Below are 14590 nucleotides of genomic sequence, written 5' to 3'. Positions count from 1 at the left end.
ACGCTGCGGAGTCGGGCCGACTGTGGCGCCTTCTCTTGCGGCAGAGGAGGCGGTCGTGCCGAAGAGGTACAGGGCGAGGAAACTCGCAGCGACAGGGGCCGCCGCGGTGGTGGCCGGAAGTCTGTTGGCGGGGTGTGGATCCTCCGACGACGGAATCGTGTTGAGCTTCTACACCGCCGCCGACGGCGCGGAGCAGTACGCGGCGGCGGCGCAGGCGTGCACCGAGCAGTCGGGCGGCGCGTACCGGGTGGAGCAGCGCACGCTCCCCAAGAGCGCGAACGATCAGCGCCTGCAGCTCGCTCGCCGTCTGGCGGGCAACGACCGCACGCTCGATCTGATGACACTCGACGTCGTCTGGACCGCCGAGTTCGCCGAAGCCGGTTGGGCACTTCCGGTTCCGGACGATCTCGAGGCGAAGCTGCGTGACGGATCGGTGCTCGAGGGCCCGCTCGCCACCGCCGAGTGGCTCGACCCCGAGACGGAGCAGAAGGACAAGCTGTACGCGGTCCCGCTGAACTCCAACACCCAGTTGCTCTGGTACCGCCCGGACATGGTGCCGAACGGCCAGCCCCCGGCGACGTGGGACGACCTCATCGCCACCGCCGGCGAGAACGCCGCCTCCGGCAAGCCCGCGGCCATCGGTGTGCAGGCGAAGCAGTACGAGGGCTTCATGGTCTGGTTCAACACCCTCCTCGAGAGTGCCGGCGGATCCGTCGTCGGCGAGGACGGCACCACCGTCACACTGAACGACACCCCCGAGCACCGCGCGGCCACCGAGAAGGCTCTCTCGATCATCAAGAGCGTCGCGACCGCTCCCGGCGCCGACCCCTCGGTCTCCCAGAGTGACGAGGGCACAGCACGTCTCGGCGTCGAGGCGGGCACCATGTTCGCCGAGGTGAACTACCCGTTCGTGCTCCCCGGACTCAAGGAGAACGCCGCCGCGGGCGGCGTGTCCTTCCTCGACCTGTCCACCGTTCCCGCCGACCAGCAGGACGCGGCGGTGAACGAGGTGTTCCGCAGCGCGCCGTACCCCTCGGTGAACCCCGGTGAGCCCGCCAAGGTCACCATCGGCGGGTTCAACATCGGTGTCGCCAAGACCACCGAGCATCCCGACGAGGCGTGGGCCGCCGTCGCGTGCCTGACCGACGAGCAGAACCAGCGCAACAACGCCGTCGACGGCGGTGTGCCGCCGGTGATCCGCTCGCTCTACGACGATCCCGAGTTCCAGGCCGCCTACCCGGCATGGGAGGGCGTTCTCGGCTCGATCGAGAGTGCCGCGGTCCGGCCGGTGTCGCCCGCGTACCAGTCCATCTCGATCCTCCTGACCGACGCGCTCAACCCCCCGCAGGACATCGATCCCGTGGGAGACGTCGACAGGCTCGCCGATCTGGTCCGCCAGGCCGTGAACTCCGAAGGGCTGATCCCATGACCGTCACCGACGAGCCCCGACGCCCGCAGAAGCACGCCAAGGCGGCCGAGGCGGTGTCCGAGGGCAAGAAGGCGGAGCGCCGACTGGGGCTCCTGCTGGTCGCTCCCGCCGCGATCCTGATGATCGCCGTCACCGCGTATCCCATCATCTACGCCTTCTGGCTGAGTCTGCAGAAGTACAACCTGGCATTCCCGGACGACAAGGAATTCGTCGGCCTGTCCAACTACGTCTCCGTCCTCACCGACGGCTACTGGTGGACGGCGTTCGCGGTGACCGTGGGCATCACCGTCATCTCGGTGATCATCGAGTTCGTCCTCGGCCTCGCGGTCGCGTTGGTCATGCACCGCACCATCTTCGGGCGCGGCGTCGTTCGCACCGTCGTGCTGATCCCGTACGGCATCGTCACCGTCGCCGCCGCGTACAGCTGGTACTACGCGTGGACACCGCAGACCGGCTACCTGGCCAACCTGCTTCCCGAGGGCAGTGCGCCTCTGACGCAGCAGCTTCCGTCGCTCGCCATCGTCGTGCTCGCCGAGGTGTGGAAGACGACGCCGTTCATGGCACTGCTGCTGCTCGCCGGTCTCGCGCTCGTTCCCGACGATCTGCTCAAGGCGGCCCAGGTGGACGGCGCCGGCGCGTGGACCCGACTGATCCGCATCATCATCCCGTTGATGAAGCCGGCCATCCTCGTGGCGCTGCTGTTCCGCACGCTCGACGCGTTCCGCATCTTCGACAACATCTACGTTCTGACGAAGGGCAGCAACAGCACCGGTTCGGTGTCGATCCTCGGGTACGACAACCTCTTCGGGGCGTTCAACCTCGGTATCGGGTCGGCCATCAGCGTGCTGATCTTCTTCTGCGTGGCCATCATCGCCTTCGTCTTCATCAAACTGTTCGGGGCCTCCGCACCCGGCTCCGACGCGGAAGGACGCTGACCCATGGCAGCCACCACGAAGACGAAGGCCGGCTGGTCCATCGTCAACCTTCTCGTCCTGCTGTACGCACTGATCCCGCTCGTGTGGATCATCAGCCTGTCGTTCAAGCCGGTGGCGAACATCGCCGACGGCAAGTTCATCCCGACGACGTGGACGTTGGACAACTACAAGGGCATCTTCCAGACGTCCCAGTTCACCAGCGCCCTGATCAACTCCATCGGCATCGGTCTCATCACCACGCTCATCGCGGTGGTCATCGGCACGATGGCGGCCTACGCCGTCGCTCGTCTCGACTTCCCCGGCAAGAAGCTCCTCGTCGGCGCCGCGCTGCTCATCGCGATGTTCCCCCAGATCTCGCTCGTCACACCGCTGTTCGACATCGAGCGTGCGCTGGGCCTGTTCGACACCTGGCCGGGCCTGATCATCCCGTACATCACGTTCGCGCTCCCGCTCGCCATCTACACGCTGTCGGCGTTCTTCCGTGAGATCCCCTGGGAGCTGGAGAAGGCCGCCAAGATGGACGGTGCCACCCCGGGACAGGCGTTCCGCAAGGTCATCGCACCGCTCGCGGCACCGGGCATCGTCACCGCGGCGATCCTCGTCTTCATCTTCGCGTGGAACGACCTGCTGCTCGCCATCTCGTTGACGGCCACCGAGCGTTCGGTCACGGTGCCGGCAGCGATCTCACAGTTCACCGGTAGTTCGCAGTTCGAGGAACCGACAGGCTCGATCGCGGCTGCGGCCGTGGTCATCACCATCCCGATCATCATCTTCGTCCTGTTCTTCCAACGTCGTATCGTGGCGGGCCTGACGTCCGGCGCAGTGAAGGGATAAGTCCATGGCCGAAATCGTTCTCGACAAAGTGACCAAGCTGTACCCGGACGGTGCCGCGGCGGTGAGCGACGTCGACATCACCATCGCCGACGGCGAGTTCATCATCCTGGTCGGACCCTCCGGCTGCGGAAAGTCCACCACGCTCAACATGATCGCCGGCCTCGAGGACATCTCGAGCGGCGAGCTGCGCATCGCCGGTGAGCGCGTGAACGAGCGGGCACCGAAGGATCGCGACATCGCGATGGTGTTCCAGTCGTACGCGCTCTACCCCCACATGACGGTGCGCGACAACATCGCCTTCCCCCTCACACTCGCCAAGATGAGCAAGGAGGACATCGCGAAGAAGGTCGACGACGCCGCCCGCATCCTCGACCTGGGCCAGCACCTCGACCGCAAGCCGTCCAACCTCTCCGGTGGTCAGCGTCAGCGCGTCGCGATGGGACGCGCGATCGTCCGCAGCCCCAAGGCGTTCCTCATGGACGAGCCGCTGTCGAACCTCGACGCCAAGCTGCGCGTGCAGATGCGGACCGAGATCGCCCAGCTGCAGAAGCGTCTCGAGACCACCACGGTGTACGTGACGCACGACCAGACCGAGGCCATGACGCTCGGCGACCGCGTCGTCGTGCTCCGCGGCGGACTGGTGCAGCAGATCGGCTCGCCGCAGGAGCTCTACGATCACCCGCGAAACCTGTTCGTGGCGGGCTTCATCGGGTCGCCGTCCATGAACTTCGTGTCGGGTCGTCTGACGGACGGCGGGGTCACCACCTCGCTCGGCGAGATCCGGTTGAGCGACGAGGCGCGGCAGAAGATCGCCTCGAAGAACGCGAAGGGGGACGTCGTCGTCGGCATCCGCCCCGAGCATCTCGAGGACGCCTCGCTCGTCGAGTCGTACCAGAAGATCAACGGCAGCACGTTCTCGGCGCGAGTCGAGGTGCTGGAGTCGATGGGGTCGGACAAGTACATCTACTTCTCCGCCGAGGGCCCCAAGGTCACCTCGCGCGAACTCGACGAGCTGGCCGCGGACTCCGGCGCGGACGGCGGCCAGTTGGTCGCTCGACTCTCGGCCGAGTCCGCCGCTCGCATGGGTGAGTCCATCGAGCTGTGGTTCGACCAGAAGCGCGTGTCGGTGTTCGACGTCGAGTCGGGTGCCAACCTGACGCTCTGACCGCTCGAACGCGACGACGGCCCCCACCGCACGGTGGGGGCCGTCGCCGTCTCGGTCGGCGCCCGTCTCAGTTCGGCGCGGCCTCCTTGAGCTGCGCGATGATCTCGTCGTTCCAGATGTGGCTGCGCACCAGGCGGTAACGCTCGCGCGCCACCCACATGTAGGCCTCGGCGTCGGTGTGGCGGGTCAACATGCCCCCGACGGACCGCACCATCCGGACGACCGGCAGGAACTCCTCACCGAACCAGCGGCGGGCGACGGTGCGCCGGTCGACGAACTCGCCGAGCTCCTGCATCAGCCGGAAACCCCAGGCCTCCACCGCATCCGAGAGTTCGGCGTACTGCCACGGATCCGTGAACTCGATCGCCTCGCGCGACTTCCCGGTGAGGGGGACGCGGCTGAGGAAGATGCGCCGGTGATCCTTCACGAGGAGATCGCCCCTCGTGGAGATGCCGTCGGGGGAGATGCGGGTGATGATCTCGGTGACGTAGGCCTCGATGGTGAGACTGTGCATCGCGCAGGCGATGGACACGCGATGGTGCCCGTCGATGACGAAGTGCATGCCGCCGACGCGATACACCTCGATGGGCGGCATCGGTTCGCCGCGGCGCCAGGCGGTGGCGAGGCGCTGCCAGCGTTCGCGTGTCCGCGTCGACGTCGGGCGGAAGTACCGGTCGAAGTCGCGGGTGCGATCCACGCTGCCCACGATCGAGTCGACCCGGATGACCTCGAGTCCGACGCGGCGCTCCCGCACCTTGCCCAGGGCGGCGACCACCTCGTCGAACGGCAGGATCGTGTTGATGTCGTCCGGTTGACGGCGCAGCCAGCCGACCAGCCGCGCCACGTCCGCGCGCCGGCGCTGGCGGGAGAAGTCGTTCTGCGCGTCGGCAGCGGGGAATCCGGTGTCACGAGCCATGACGTCGCCTCTCGATGATGGGCGCGGTGTCGCCGCCCGGGGTGATGTCGATCAGGGCGTAGCCGACGGTGTTGATCACCGTGGCTCCGTGCAGCTGTCGGTCGGCCGGCCTCGTGCCGTGCGGGTGGATGTGTCCGTGGACGAGGAGCTGAGGCCGCAACCGCTCGGTGAGCGGATCGAGACACCGGAAACCGCGGTGTGGTGCGTCCTCGGCGTCGCCGACACCGAACGGTGGGCTGTGGGTCAGCAGGACGTCGACCCCGTGTGCGTCCGCTCCGCGTCGCAGCAGCGGGTGCCAGGTGTGGGTCCGGATCAGGGAGCCGGAGCGCCGCTTCTGCTGCCGTTCCGTCCACTGGTTGGGTCCGTCGCGGTAGCGGATGGACCCGCCCAGCCCCGCGATCCGCAGACCGGCGGCGCTGACGATCCGTCGATCGGCGTTGACGGCGCCGTCCGGACCGGGCCAGCTCGACGGCAGCCCGGCACGCATCCAGCCGGCTCGACCGGCCGAGTACCCGGTGAGGTCGGCGTCGTGGTTGCCGGGGACGAAGACGCACGGGGCGTCGGCGGCCTCGGCGAGGTGCTCGAGGTACTCGAACGGCAGGTCGCCCGCACCGAGGACCAGGTCGACGTCGAACGGGAGTGTGCGGGCGTTCCACAGGCCTTCGACCACCTCGTCGGACACGGTCAGCACAGTCACCACACGCAGGACCGTACCGGCACGCCGGTCCCGTCGGAGCCGGTACGGACGTCGTGGGGTTGGATGGACGGTGTGAGTGGGAGCGACGTGACAGCGCAGGTGCGAACCCATCTGCAGACGGTGCTCGGTCAGGACGACCCGTCCAGCGCGTCCGTGACCTTCCTGGGCCTCGAGCCGCTGGAGGTGTTGCTGTTCGCTGCCGACGTCGAGGGAGTCGTGCGGTTCACCACTCTCGGGTGCTCGCGGCATCCGATGGCCGACCCGTCCGACATGGTCACCGACTCGCAGCGAGGCCCGCGCGCCGAGCTGATCCTGGCCCTGCGCGGAGTCGACGAGTCCGTCGCCGAGGTCTGGCGCACGCTCGCCGTCTTCGCCGCGTCGCCCGCGGTGGAGGGCATCGTGCTGGTGCCCGACGCCCTGCTGGACGCCGGCGAGCCTCTCTGGCCCGGCGCTCCGTTCACGGCGGTGCTGCTGACGGCCGAGTCCGGGGTGGCCGACCTCGAGCTGCCCGAACCGTACGATCCGGTGCGGTTCCTGCGGGCAGTCCCGATCACCGGCACCGAGGCCGCGTGGGTGCGCCTGCGCGGAGCCGATGCGTTGCGCGACGCGTGGACCGAGGCGGGCATCGACATCGCCGACCCGCGGCGCTCGGCGGCGTCGCTGCGCCCGCCCACCTGAGCGCTCGCGCACCTGACAGACTGGGCGCGTGCTGATCGATCTCCACACCCATTCCACGTCGTCGGACGGAACCGAGACGCCCACCGAGCTGATCGCCACGGCGACCGCCGCGGGCCTCGACGTGATCGCGTTGACCGACCACGACACCACTCACGGCTGGGACGAGGCCGTGGCCGCGGTGACCGCGACGCCCGGTGCGCCCACCCTCGTCCGTGGCATGGAGATGTCGTGCCAGGGCCGCGGAGCCGACGGTGACCCGGTCACGGTGCACTTGCTCGCGTACCTCTTCGACCCCGGGCACGTCGCCTTCGCCGAGGAGCGCAGCCGGTTACGTGGGGAGCGGGAAGTGCGTCTGCGCAGCATGATCGACCGTATGGCGGCCGACGGCTACGACGTCGACGCCGACACCATCCTCGCCGCGGCAGGTCCGTCGGCGGGCCGCCCGCACCTCGCCCGTGCACTCGTCGCCGCCGGAGTCGTCGAGACCGTGAACGACGCGTTCACCGACCTGCTGCGGACCGGTGGGACGTACTACGTCGAGAAGGCGGACACCCCACTCGACCTCGCCGTCGAGTTGATCGCCGACGCCGGGGGAGTGCCCGTCATCGCCCACGCCCGCGCGCGCACGCGAGGTCGGCTCCTGCACACCGACCACATTCTCGAGCTCGCCGCCGGTGGGCGACTCGGCGGACTCGAGGTCGATCACCCCGACCACAGCCCCGAGGACGCGGACGTCCTGCGCGACATCGCGCGCGAGCACGATCTCGTCGTGACCGGATCCTCCGACTACCACGGCACCAACAAGACGACGCCGATCGCGGCCCGCACCACCGCCGAGGACCAGTTCGACGCGTTGGTGAGCCGGGCGACGGGCGTGCCGCTCGTCGTACCCGGAGGCCGCCGGTGAAGGCGCTCAGCGGATCGATCACCGCGGGTCTCGTCGTCCTCACGGCGCTCGTCATCGCCGCCGCCGTCGTCGGCGGTGATCGGGGATTCCCCGGCCCCGGCACCGCGTCCATCGCGTGGCACGTCGCCGCCGTCGTCGCGGCGCTCCTGCTCCAGCGGATCGCCGACCATCGCTCGCGTGGGGTGTCGTTCCTCGGCTCACTGGGCGTGCTGGTGGTCGCGGGAGCCCTGCTGTGGACGCAATGGTGGGGCTGACGAGCCAGGGGTGGGGCTGACGAGACAGTGGTGGGGCTGACCGGCACCTGTTTGCTCCCGAGGAACCGGCGGTGGCACACTGGCTCCACTCGCGATCACCGCCACCCCGTGGTGATCGACCCCGGTCACCGCTCGTCGGTGGCGCGCGAAGTCGGCTCACCCGCCGCGCACGCATCGAGATGTCGCCTGCCCTCGGTTCTCATCCCCCGGGCGCGCATCCCGACTTCCCCTCACGCCTGTGATCCGCACCCTTCGTGCGGACGATGAAGGAGCGCCCAGTGACCGCCGCAACAGATCCGACCGAACACACGACCGGCCTCCGGCCTGCCCGCGACGACCTCACGACCATCACGGACGACGAGATCTTCCTCAGCCACGTGGGCGGCAAGCTGTCCGTCGAGCTCACCGCGCCGCTCGAGACCAAGCGCGACCTCTCCATCGCGTACACCCCCGGGGTGGCCAAGGTGAGCAGTGCGATCGCCGCCGATCAGGAGCTGGTGAACAAGTACACCTGGACCGAGCGACTCGTGGTGGTGGTCAGCGACGGCTCCGCGGTATTGGGTCTGGGCGACATCGGCCCGCGCGCCTCGCTGCCCGTCATGGAGGGTAAGGCGGCACTGTTCAAGAAGTTCGCCGGCCTCAACTCGATCCCGCTGGTGCTCGACACCAACGACGTCGACGAGATCGTCGAGACGCTGATCCGCCTGCGCCCCAGCTTCGGAGCCGTGAACCTCGAGGACATCTCGGCACCCCGGTGCTTCGAGATCGAGAAGCGCGTCGTCGAGGCACTCGACTGCCCGGTCATGCACGACGACCAGCACGGCACGGCCATCGTCGTCCTGGCTGCGCTGAAAGGCGCTGTGGCAGTGCAGAAGCGCGAGCTCGCAGGTCTGCGTGTCGTCATCTCCGGTGCGGGAGCCGCGGGCGTCGCGTGCGCGAACATCCTACTCGCCGCGGGCATCTCGGACGTGGTGGTGCTCGACTCGAAGGGCATCGTCGGTGCGGATCGCGCCGACCTCAATCCCGTGAAGGTCGACCTCGCCTCGCGTACCAACCCGCGCGGCCTCTCCGGGACGGCCGCCGACGCCCTGACCGATGCGGACGTGTTCCTCGGGGTCTCCGCGGGGAAGATCGGGCACGAACTCATCGCCTCGATGGCAGACGACAGCATCGTCTTCGCCCTCTCCAACCCGAACCCGGAGATCCATCCGGAGGACGCGAAGAAGTACGCCGGCATCGTCGCCACCGGACGCAGCGACTTCGCCAATCAGATCAACAACGTGCTCGCGTTCCCCGGTGTGTTCCGCGGTGCTCTCGATGCGGGCGCGCGGCGCATCACCGAGAACATGAAGCTCGCCGCCGCGGACGCGATCCTGTCCGTGGTCGGCGACGATCTGAGCGTCGACATGATCGTGCCCAGCCCACTCGACCCGCGGGTCGCTCCGGCCGTCGCGGCGGCAGTGGCCGCGGCTGCGAAGGCGGACGGCGTCGCCTGAGAGGTCTCAGAGACGGGGCGCGCGGCGCAGCCGCCCCGTCCCGGGCGCCGAGACCCACACGGCGAGGGCCAGCAGGCCGTCCGCCACGAGAGCCAGCACGGCCACCAGGATCGCGCCGACCACCACTCGGTCGTAGCTGTAGAGCGCCAGACCGTCGAAGATGTACCGCCCGAAGCCGCCCAGGTTGACGAAGGCGGCGACGGTGGCGGTGGCGATGACCTGCAGGGTGGCGTTGCGGATGCCCCCGAGCAGCAGCGGCAGCGCATTGGGAATCTCCACCCGCAGCAGCACCTGGCGTTCGGTCATGCCCATCGCCCGTGCCGCGTCCACGACGGTGGCGTCGACATTGGCCACACCCGCATACGTCCCGGCGAGGATGGGCGGAATGCCCAGGAGCACGAGGGCGATCAGTGGTGGCACCAGGCCCAGCCCGAGCAGCAGGACGAGGAACGTCAGCACGCCGAGCGTCGGTAGCGAGCGCAGACTGTTCACCAGGCCGACCAGGGCCACCTCGCCGCGGCGCAGGTGCCCGATCAGCAGTCCCAGCGGAACCGCCACGACGACGGAGAACAGTACGGCGAGGAAGCTGTACCAGACGTGCTCGGTGAGACGCGTCGCGATGCCGGTGCCGCCGGACCAGTTGGCGCCGTCGAGGATGTAGCCGATCGCGTCGGAGAAGATGCTCATGCGCGGGCCTCCGTCACTCGTCGCCGGCGCGTCGAGGGCGCACCGGCGCGGGTCCACGGCGTCAACGCACGCCCGAGCAGGAACAGCAGCGCGTCGAAGACCAGGGCCAACACGACGATCGCGATGATGCCCGCCAGGATCTGGTCGGGGTAGTCGCGCTGGTAGCCCTGGGTGAAGAGCTGTCCGAGACCACCGATGCCGATGACCGACCCGACCGACACCATCGAGATGTTGGTGACCGCGACGACGCGGACGTTCGCGACGAGCACGGGAAGTGCCAGCGGCAGTTCGACGGTCGCGGCGCGGCGGAACCGTCCGAAGCCGACCGCGGTGGCCGCGTCGACGACGGCGGGGGACACCGAGTCGAGTGCCTCGGGCACTGCGCGAACGAGCAGCGCCGTGGAGTACACCGTGAGCGCGATGACCACGTTCAACGGATCGAGGACACGCAGTCCCGCGATGAGCGGGATGGTGACGAACAGTGCGAGCGAGGGGATCGTGAACGCGACGCTCGCCACCACCAGGGTCAGACGCCGCAGCCAGCCGACCGTGCGCACGGCCGCGCCCACGGGCACCGCGACGACCAGTCCGACGAGCAGCGGCACCAGCGACAGGTACAGGTGGGTCCGCGTCAGCTCGAGGACGATGTCGATGTTGTCGATCAGCCAGCGCATCAGGGCTTCTCGAAGTACTGGCGGCCGCGCTCGCGGTCCTCGGCTCGACGCTGGTCCGCCAGCAACGCCACCACCTCGGTGGCGTCGATACCGCCCAGGACGGCGCCGTTCGCGTCGACCGCCACGCCGACGCCGGACGGCGACGAGATGGCCGCGTCGAGCGCCTGTCGCAGATCGCCCGACGGCGGGTACAGCGAACCGCCCGCGGAGGTGCTGTCCGCGATGCTCGCGCCGGACTTGAGCGCCTCGAGGCCGGTGACGTCCATCCAGCCTCGCGGTCGGCCCTCGGCGGAGACGACGAGAAGCCACTGGCCCTGGTCGAGACGGACCGACGCCGCGTCCTGTTCCGACGCCGTCGTGATGGGATGCAGGGACACCCCGTCACCGTGGCGGAACGACAGTCCACGGTAGCCGCGGTCCCGACCGACGAAGGACGCGACGAAGTCGGTCGCGGGAGCCGACAGCACCACGTCCGGGGTGTCGTACTGCTGCAACGTTCCGCCGGTGCCGAACACGGCGATGCGATCGCCGAGTTTGATGGCCTCGTCGATGTCGTGCGTGACGAAGACGATGGTCTTCTTCAGATCGGCCTGCAGCCTGAGCATCTCGGTCTGCAGGTCTTCGCGCACCACCGGATCGACGGCGCTGAACGGCTCGTCCATCAGCAGGATCGGAGGATCTGCCGCCAGGGCACGCGCGACCCCGACGCGCTGCTGCTGACCGCCCGACAGCTGAGCGGGGTACCGGGTGGCCAGCGACAGATCGAGGCCGACGCGCTCGAGGACCTCCATCGCGTCGCGACGGGCCTCCTTGCGTGAACGACCCGTCAGCACCGGAACGGTGGCGACGTTGTCGACGACGGTGCGGTGAGGCAGCAGGCCGGCGCTCTGGATGACGTAACCGATGCCCAGCCGGAGTTTGACGGCGTCGACGGTCGAGATGTCTCGACCGTCGACGCTGATCGTGCCCGACGTGGGCTCGATCATCCGGTTGATCATCCGCATCGAGGTCGTCTTGCCGCAGCCCGACGGGCCGACGAAGACGGTGAACGACCGGTCCTCGATCCGGAGATCGAGAGAGTCGACCGCGAGCGTTCCGTCCGGGTACTGCTTGGTGACTCCCTCGAACGAGATCACGAGACCGGCTTGTCCAGACCCTGCTCGACGACCCAGGCGTTCGCGGCGGCGGCGGGCTCGGTCTTCGCGTCGCCCGACACCTCCTGGTTCAGCGCCAGCAACTCGACCGTCGTGAGCTTGGCCGACACGGCGTCCAGGACGGCGGTGAGCTTGTCCGACTTCTTCGACGAGTTGTAGACCGGGACCACGTTCTGCGCCGGGAAGTTGTTGTCCGGGTCGCCCAGTGCCACGAAGTCGTTCTCGACGATCGCGGGCGTGGTGGTGAACAGGTTCGCCGCGGTGATGTCTCCCGCAGCGAGGGCGGCCACGGTGGCCGGGCCGCCGCCGTCGGAGATCGGGACGAAGTTGGCGGCCGGGATGTCGACGCCGTACTTGTCGCGCAGGCCGGGCAGGCCGACGGGACGCTCGGCGAACTCGGGCGGCCCACCGAACTTGACCTCACCCGCGTACGGCGCGAGATCGGCGATGTTGGTCAGGTTCCAGCGCGTCGCGGTGTCCCGCGTGACGACGACGGCGTCCTTGTCCTCGCCGGGGGCCGGCGTGGATGCCAGAAGATCGTCGCTCAGTGCCGCCGTGAGGGCGGTGTTCACCTCGTCGGGCGCCGTGGCCGTGGCCTCGGGGTCCAAGTACAGCAACAGGTTTCCGGTGTAGTCCGGGATGAGGTCGATGGAGCCGTCGCGCACGGCCGGGATGTAGGCCTCACGGCTGCCGATGGACAGGCGCGTGCTGGCGTCGAAGCCGTTGGCCTTCAACGCGTCGGCGTAGATGTTGGCGATGATCTCGGACTCGGTGAAGTTCGCGGAACCGACGACGATGGTGTTCGGATCGCCTCCGCTACCACCCTCACCGCCGCTGCTCAGTGGATCGGAGTCGCCGCCGCAGGCGGACAGGGTGAGTGCTGCAGCGGCCACCAGAGCGGTGGCGGCGACGCGCACGGAACGTGAGGTGGTGCGACGTGTCGTGTTCACTGTTCGAGTGTAACGATAGGCCCCGACACCGGCCCGCTTTCGGCGCCGGAACGCCGGTACCGGGTTCGAGAGGATGGTCGATGCGGGTCTGCAGGTCGGCCGTCGCGGCGCTGCTCGCGGCCTCGGTGGTGGCCGGGTGTTCGAGTACCGGCGGCCCCGAGTGGACGACGCGCTCGCAGCCGCTGGTGGTCGCCGACACCGGAACTCCGGTGCAGACGGTGCTGGCGCACCTGTACGCCGACGCGCTGTCACGCGGGGGAGCGGCTGCTCGGGTGGACACGGTCGACGGTCTCCCCGGCGCGCTCGCCGGCCTCGACGACGCCTCGGTCGCGCTCGTCCCCGGCTTCACCGGATCGTTTCTGGCGCAACTGGATCCGTCGTCCGCCGCGCGGGCGCCGGAGGACGTCTACGCCGATCTGGCGCGTGCACTGCCGGAGTGGCTGGCGGTCACCGACCAGGGTCTCGCCGAGAACGGGCCGACGGTGTCCGTCACCGCGGCCGCGGGATCGGCTCTCCCCGAAGCCACTCTGTCGGCTCTGTCTCCGCAGTGTTCCCGCCTGTCCGCCGCCGTCGACCCGGCCGTCGATGCGTCCGCGGTGACACGGGCCCTCGCCGAGAGTTACGACTGTGCGTTCGCTCCTGCCGGCCCCACCGAGGTGACGATCGTCCGGGCCACGGACCGGGTCGCCGTGGTCGATGCAACCGACGTGGTGCTCGCCGACGATCGAGACGGCCTCACCGCCGACGTCCTCGTCCCCCTCGTCCGCAAGGGCTCCGTGGACGAGACACTGGACCGTCCGCTGCAGATCATCGCCGGCGAACTCACCACCGCGGATCTCGCGGAGATGGTCGACCGTGTCCGCGGCGGCGAGGATCCGGGCGCGGTCGCCGCGAGTTGGCTAGGGACGCAGTCGTTCTGAGTGGGCGGTCGCGTCGCGGACGAAGGCGCCGATCTCCCGGACCGCTGTCGCCGCCTCGGCCAGCAGGGTGGCCTGCAGGTGGGCGACGTGCCACAGATCCGTGGGTTCGGTGCACCGCACGGAGACACCGGCCTCGGTCAATGCGTCGACGAAGCGAAGGATCTGGGGCCGCAGGATCTCGTCGGCGGAGTACTGGATCAACGTCGAGGGGAAGCCGGTCAACGTGCCACGCACGGGGGCGTAGCGCGGATCGGTCGGGTCGCCGTCGCCCAGATACTGCCGCGCCGAGTTCCGCAACCAGCGAGCGTCGAGCAGGAAGTCGCGCGGCGCCGGGAAGTCCTGGTCCGCCGGATCGGCCCACGGGGAGATCATCGCGACGCACGACGGTGGTGTGCCACGGTCGACGAGCGCCTGTGTCGTCGCCGCGGCCAGACCGCCGCCGGCCGAATCGCCGACCACGGCAATGTGATCGGCCGCGACACCGTCGGCGACCAGCCCGTCGAACACGGCCAGTGCGTCCTCGAGCGCGGCCGGGCAGGGATGCTCCGGAGCCAGACGGTAGTGCGCCGCCACCACGACGGCGCCACTGTCGCGGGCGAGCGACGACGTGACGACGCGGTGCGTCAGCGGCGACCCCAGCGTGTACGCGCCGCCGTGCAGATACAGCACGGCGGTGCGTCGGACGGTGGCACCGACGGTGACCCGTTCGACCGGGACACCGCCCACGGTCTCGCTGCGGATCACCGTGCCCTCCGGCAGCGGTAGCGACCGGGCCGCGACCTCGAGCAGTGTGCGCTGCACCGGAACCGGGAGGCGCGGGTTCAGAATCACCCGGAACACAGGCTTCAGAACTCGGGACACCACGGGCAACGGCAGAGTCATCGGTCGCATCGC

Annotated in this window: 16 protein-coding genes; 9 read left to right on the top strand and 7 right to left on the bottom strand. The window is 69.2% G+C overall.

The window, feature by feature from the left end; all coding sequences use genetic code 11:
- Positions 1-55 precede the first annotated feature (55 nt).
- The 4 genes from J4E04_RS14010 to J4E04_RS13995 are packed head-to-tail and all read left to right on the top strand — an operon-like array spanning position 56 to position 4363.
- Entirely contained in the window at positions 56-1429 is a 1374-nt protein-coding gene (locus J4E04_RS14010) for an extracellular solute-binding protein (RefSeq protein WP_231476097.1), read from the top strand.
- Positions 1426-2364 (top strand): carbohydrate ABC transporter permease, encoded by a 939-nt coding sequence (locus J4E04_RS14005; RefSeq protein ID WP_027503850.1) that lies wholly within the window; start codon positions 1426-1428, stop codon positions 2362-2364. The genes J4E04_RS14010 and J4E04_RS14005 overlap by 4 nt, the downstream gene beginning before the upstream one ends.
- 3 nt (positions 2365-2367) lie before the next feature.
- Complete coding sequence (locus J4E04_RS14000; protein WP_027503849.1) at positions 2368-3198, top strand: carbohydrate ABC transporter permease; 831 nt, start codon at positions 2368-2370, stop codon at positions 3196-3198.
- Positions 3199-3202: 4 nt separating this feature from the next.
- Positions 3203-4363 (top strand): ABC transporter ATP-binding protein, encoded by a 1161-nt coding sequence (locus tag J4E04_RS13995; RefSeq protein ID WP_056442586.1) that lies wholly within the window; start codon positions 3203-3205, stop codon positions 4361-4363.
- A gap of 67 nt (positions 4364-4430) precedes the next feature.
- Here the strand turns inward: J4E04_RS13995 and J4E04_RS13990 are convergent, their stop codons facing one another.
- Positions 4431-5279 (bottom strand): hypothetical protein, encoded by an 849-nt coding sequence (locus J4E04_RS13990; RefSeq protein WP_027503847.1) that lies wholly within the window; start codon positions 5277-5279, stop codon positions 4431-4433.
- On the bottom strand, positions 5269-5979 hold the full coding sequence (locus J4E04_RS13985; RefSeq protein ID WP_027503846.1) for a metallophosphoesterase family protein: 711 nt from the start codon (positions 5977-5979) through the stop codon (positions 5269-5271). The genes J4E04_RS13990 and J4E04_RS13985 overlap by 11 nt, the downstream gene beginning before the upstream one ends.
- Before the next feature lie 60 nt (positions 5980-6039).
- Between J4E04_RS13985 and J4E04_RS13980 the strand changes: the two genes are divergently transcribed.
- The 4 genes from J4E04_RS13980 (at position 6040) to J4E04_RS13965 (ending at position 9311) form a co-directional block, all read left to right on the top strand.
- A complete protein-coding gene (locus tag J4E04_RS13980; RefSeq protein ID WP_222627377.1) occupies positions 6040-6654 on the top strand; it encodes a suppressor of fused domain protein in 615 nt (204 codons plus the stop codon).
- A gap of 28 nt (positions 6655-6682) precedes the next feature.
- Complete coding sequence (locus J4E04_RS13975; RefSeq protein WP_222646045.1) at positions 6683-7561, top strand: PHP domain-containing protein; 879 nt, start codon at positions 6683-6685, stop codon at positions 7559-7561.
- Entirely contained in the window at positions 7558-7815 is a 258-nt protein-coding gene (locus J4E04_RS13970; protein WP_027503843.1) for a hypothetical protein, read from the top strand. Before J4E04_RS13975 ends, J4E04_RS13970 begins: the two co-directional genes overlap by 4 nt.
- Positions 7816-8078: 263 nt before the next feature.
- Entirely contained in the window at positions 8079-9311 is a 1233-nt protein-coding gene (locus tag J4E04_RS13965) for an NAD(P)-dependent malic enzyme (protein ID WP_081821089.1), read from the top strand.
- Between the two features lie 6 nt (positions 9312-9317).
- Here J4E04_RS13965 and J4E04_RS13960 read toward each other — a convergent pair whose 3' ends face one another.
- From J4E04_RS13960 to J4E04_RS13945, 4 genes are read right to left on the bottom strand one after another with little or no spacing between them, the layout of a single operon-like run.
- The gene (locus J4E04_RS13960; RefSeq protein ID WP_027503841.1) at positions 9318-9998 is read right to left on the bottom strand and encodes an ABC transporter permease; all 681 of its coding nucleotides are present in this window, start codon (positions 9996-9998) and stop codon (positions 9318-9320) included.
- The gene (locus J4E04_RS13955; RefSeq protein WP_056442575.1) at positions 9995-10672 is read right to left on the bottom strand and encodes an ABC transporter permease; all 678 of its coding nucleotides are present in this window, start codon (positions 10670-10672) and stop codon (positions 9995-9997) included. Before J4E04_RS13955 ends, J4E04_RS13960 begins: the two co-directional genes overlap by 4 nt.
- On the bottom strand, positions 10672-11808 hold the full coding sequence (locus J4E04_RS13950) for an ABC transporter ATP-binding protein (RefSeq protein WP_222650287.1): 1137 nt from the start codon (positions 11806-11808) through the stop codon (positions 10672-10674). Before J4E04_RS13950 ends, J4E04_RS13955 begins: the two co-directional genes overlap by 1 nt.
- Positions 11805-12776, bottom strand: a complete 972-nt coding sequence (locus tag J4E04_RS13945; protein WP_027503838.1) for an ABC transporter substrate-binding protein — start codon at positions 12774-12776, stop codon at positions 11805-11807. Before J4E04_RS13945 ends, J4E04_RS13950 begins: the two co-directional genes overlap by 4 nt.
- An 80-nt stretch (positions 12777-12856) precedes the next feature.
- Here J4E04_RS13945 and J4E04_RS13940 point away from each other — a divergent pair, with 80 nt between their 5' ends.
- Positions 12857-13696 carry a type 2 periplasmic-binding domain-containing protein gene (locus J4E04_RS13940; RefSeq protein ID WP_490148837.1) on the top strand — a complete coding sequence of 280 codons (840 nt, stop codon included), beginning with the start codon at positions 12857-12859 and terminating at the stop codon, positions 13694-13696.
- On the opposite strand, the gene J4E04_RS13935 is transcribed toward J4E04_RS13940, so the two are convergent.
- The gene (locus tag J4E04_RS13935) at positions 13676-14587 is read right to left on the bottom strand and encodes an alpha/beta hydrolase (protein WP_490148836.1); all 912 of its coding nucleotides are present in this window, start codon (positions 14585-14587) and stop codon (positions 13676-13678) included. The two genes, J4E04_RS13940 and J4E04_RS13935, sit on opposite strands and share 21 nt — an antisense overlap.
- Positions 14588-14590 lie beyond the last annotated feature (3 nt).

The organism is Rhodococcus sp. NFXS4, from assembly GCF_058139645.1.
The sequence above is the reverse complement of the archived record's forward strand: the minus strand, read 5'-3'. Positions and strand labels throughout refer to the sequence as shown.

Bases quoted from the DNA above. Each gene is read 5' to 3' on its own strand.
- J4E04_RS14005 (WP_027503850.1), top strand. From the start codon at position 1,426: ATGACCGTCACCGACGAGCCCCGACGCCCGCAGAAGCACGCCAAGGCG.
- J4E04_RS14000 (WP_027503849.1), top strand. From the start codon at position 2,368: ATGGCAGCCACCACGAAGACGAAGGCCGGCTGGTCCATCGTCAACCTT.
- J4E04_RS13995 (WP_056442586.1), top strand. From the start codon at position 3,203: ATGGCCGAAATCGTTCTCGACAAAGTGACCAAGCTGTACCCGGACGGT.
- J4E04_RS13990 (WP_027503847.1), bottom strand. From the start codon at position 5,279: ATGGCTCGTGACACCGGATTCCCCGCTGCCGACGCGCAGAACGACTTC.
- J4E04_RS13980 (WP_222627377.1), top strand. From the start codon at position 6,040: ATGGACGGTGTGAGTGGGAGCGACGTGACAGCGCAGGTGCGAACCCAT.
- J4E04_RS13965 (WP_081821089.1), top strand. From the start codon at position 8,079: ATGAAGGAGCGCCCAGTGACCGCCGCAACAGATCCGACCGAACACACG.
- J4E04_RS13960 (WP_027503841.1), bottom strand. From the start codon at position 9,998: ATGAGCATCTTCTCCGACGCGATCGGCTACATCCTCGACGGCGCCAAC.
- J4E04_RS13955 (WP_056442575.1), bottom strand. From the start codon at position 10,672: ATGCGCTGGCTGATCGACAACATCGACATCGTCCTCGAGCTGACGCGG.
- J4E04_RS13940 (WP_490148837.1), top strand. From the start codon at position 12,857: ATGCGGGTCTGCAGGTCGGCCGTCGCGGCGCTGCTCGCGGCCTCGGTG.
- J4E04_RS13935 (WP_490148836.1), bottom strand. From the start codon at position 14,587: ATGCGACCGATGACTCTGCCGTTGCCCGTGGTGTCCCGAGTTCTGAAG.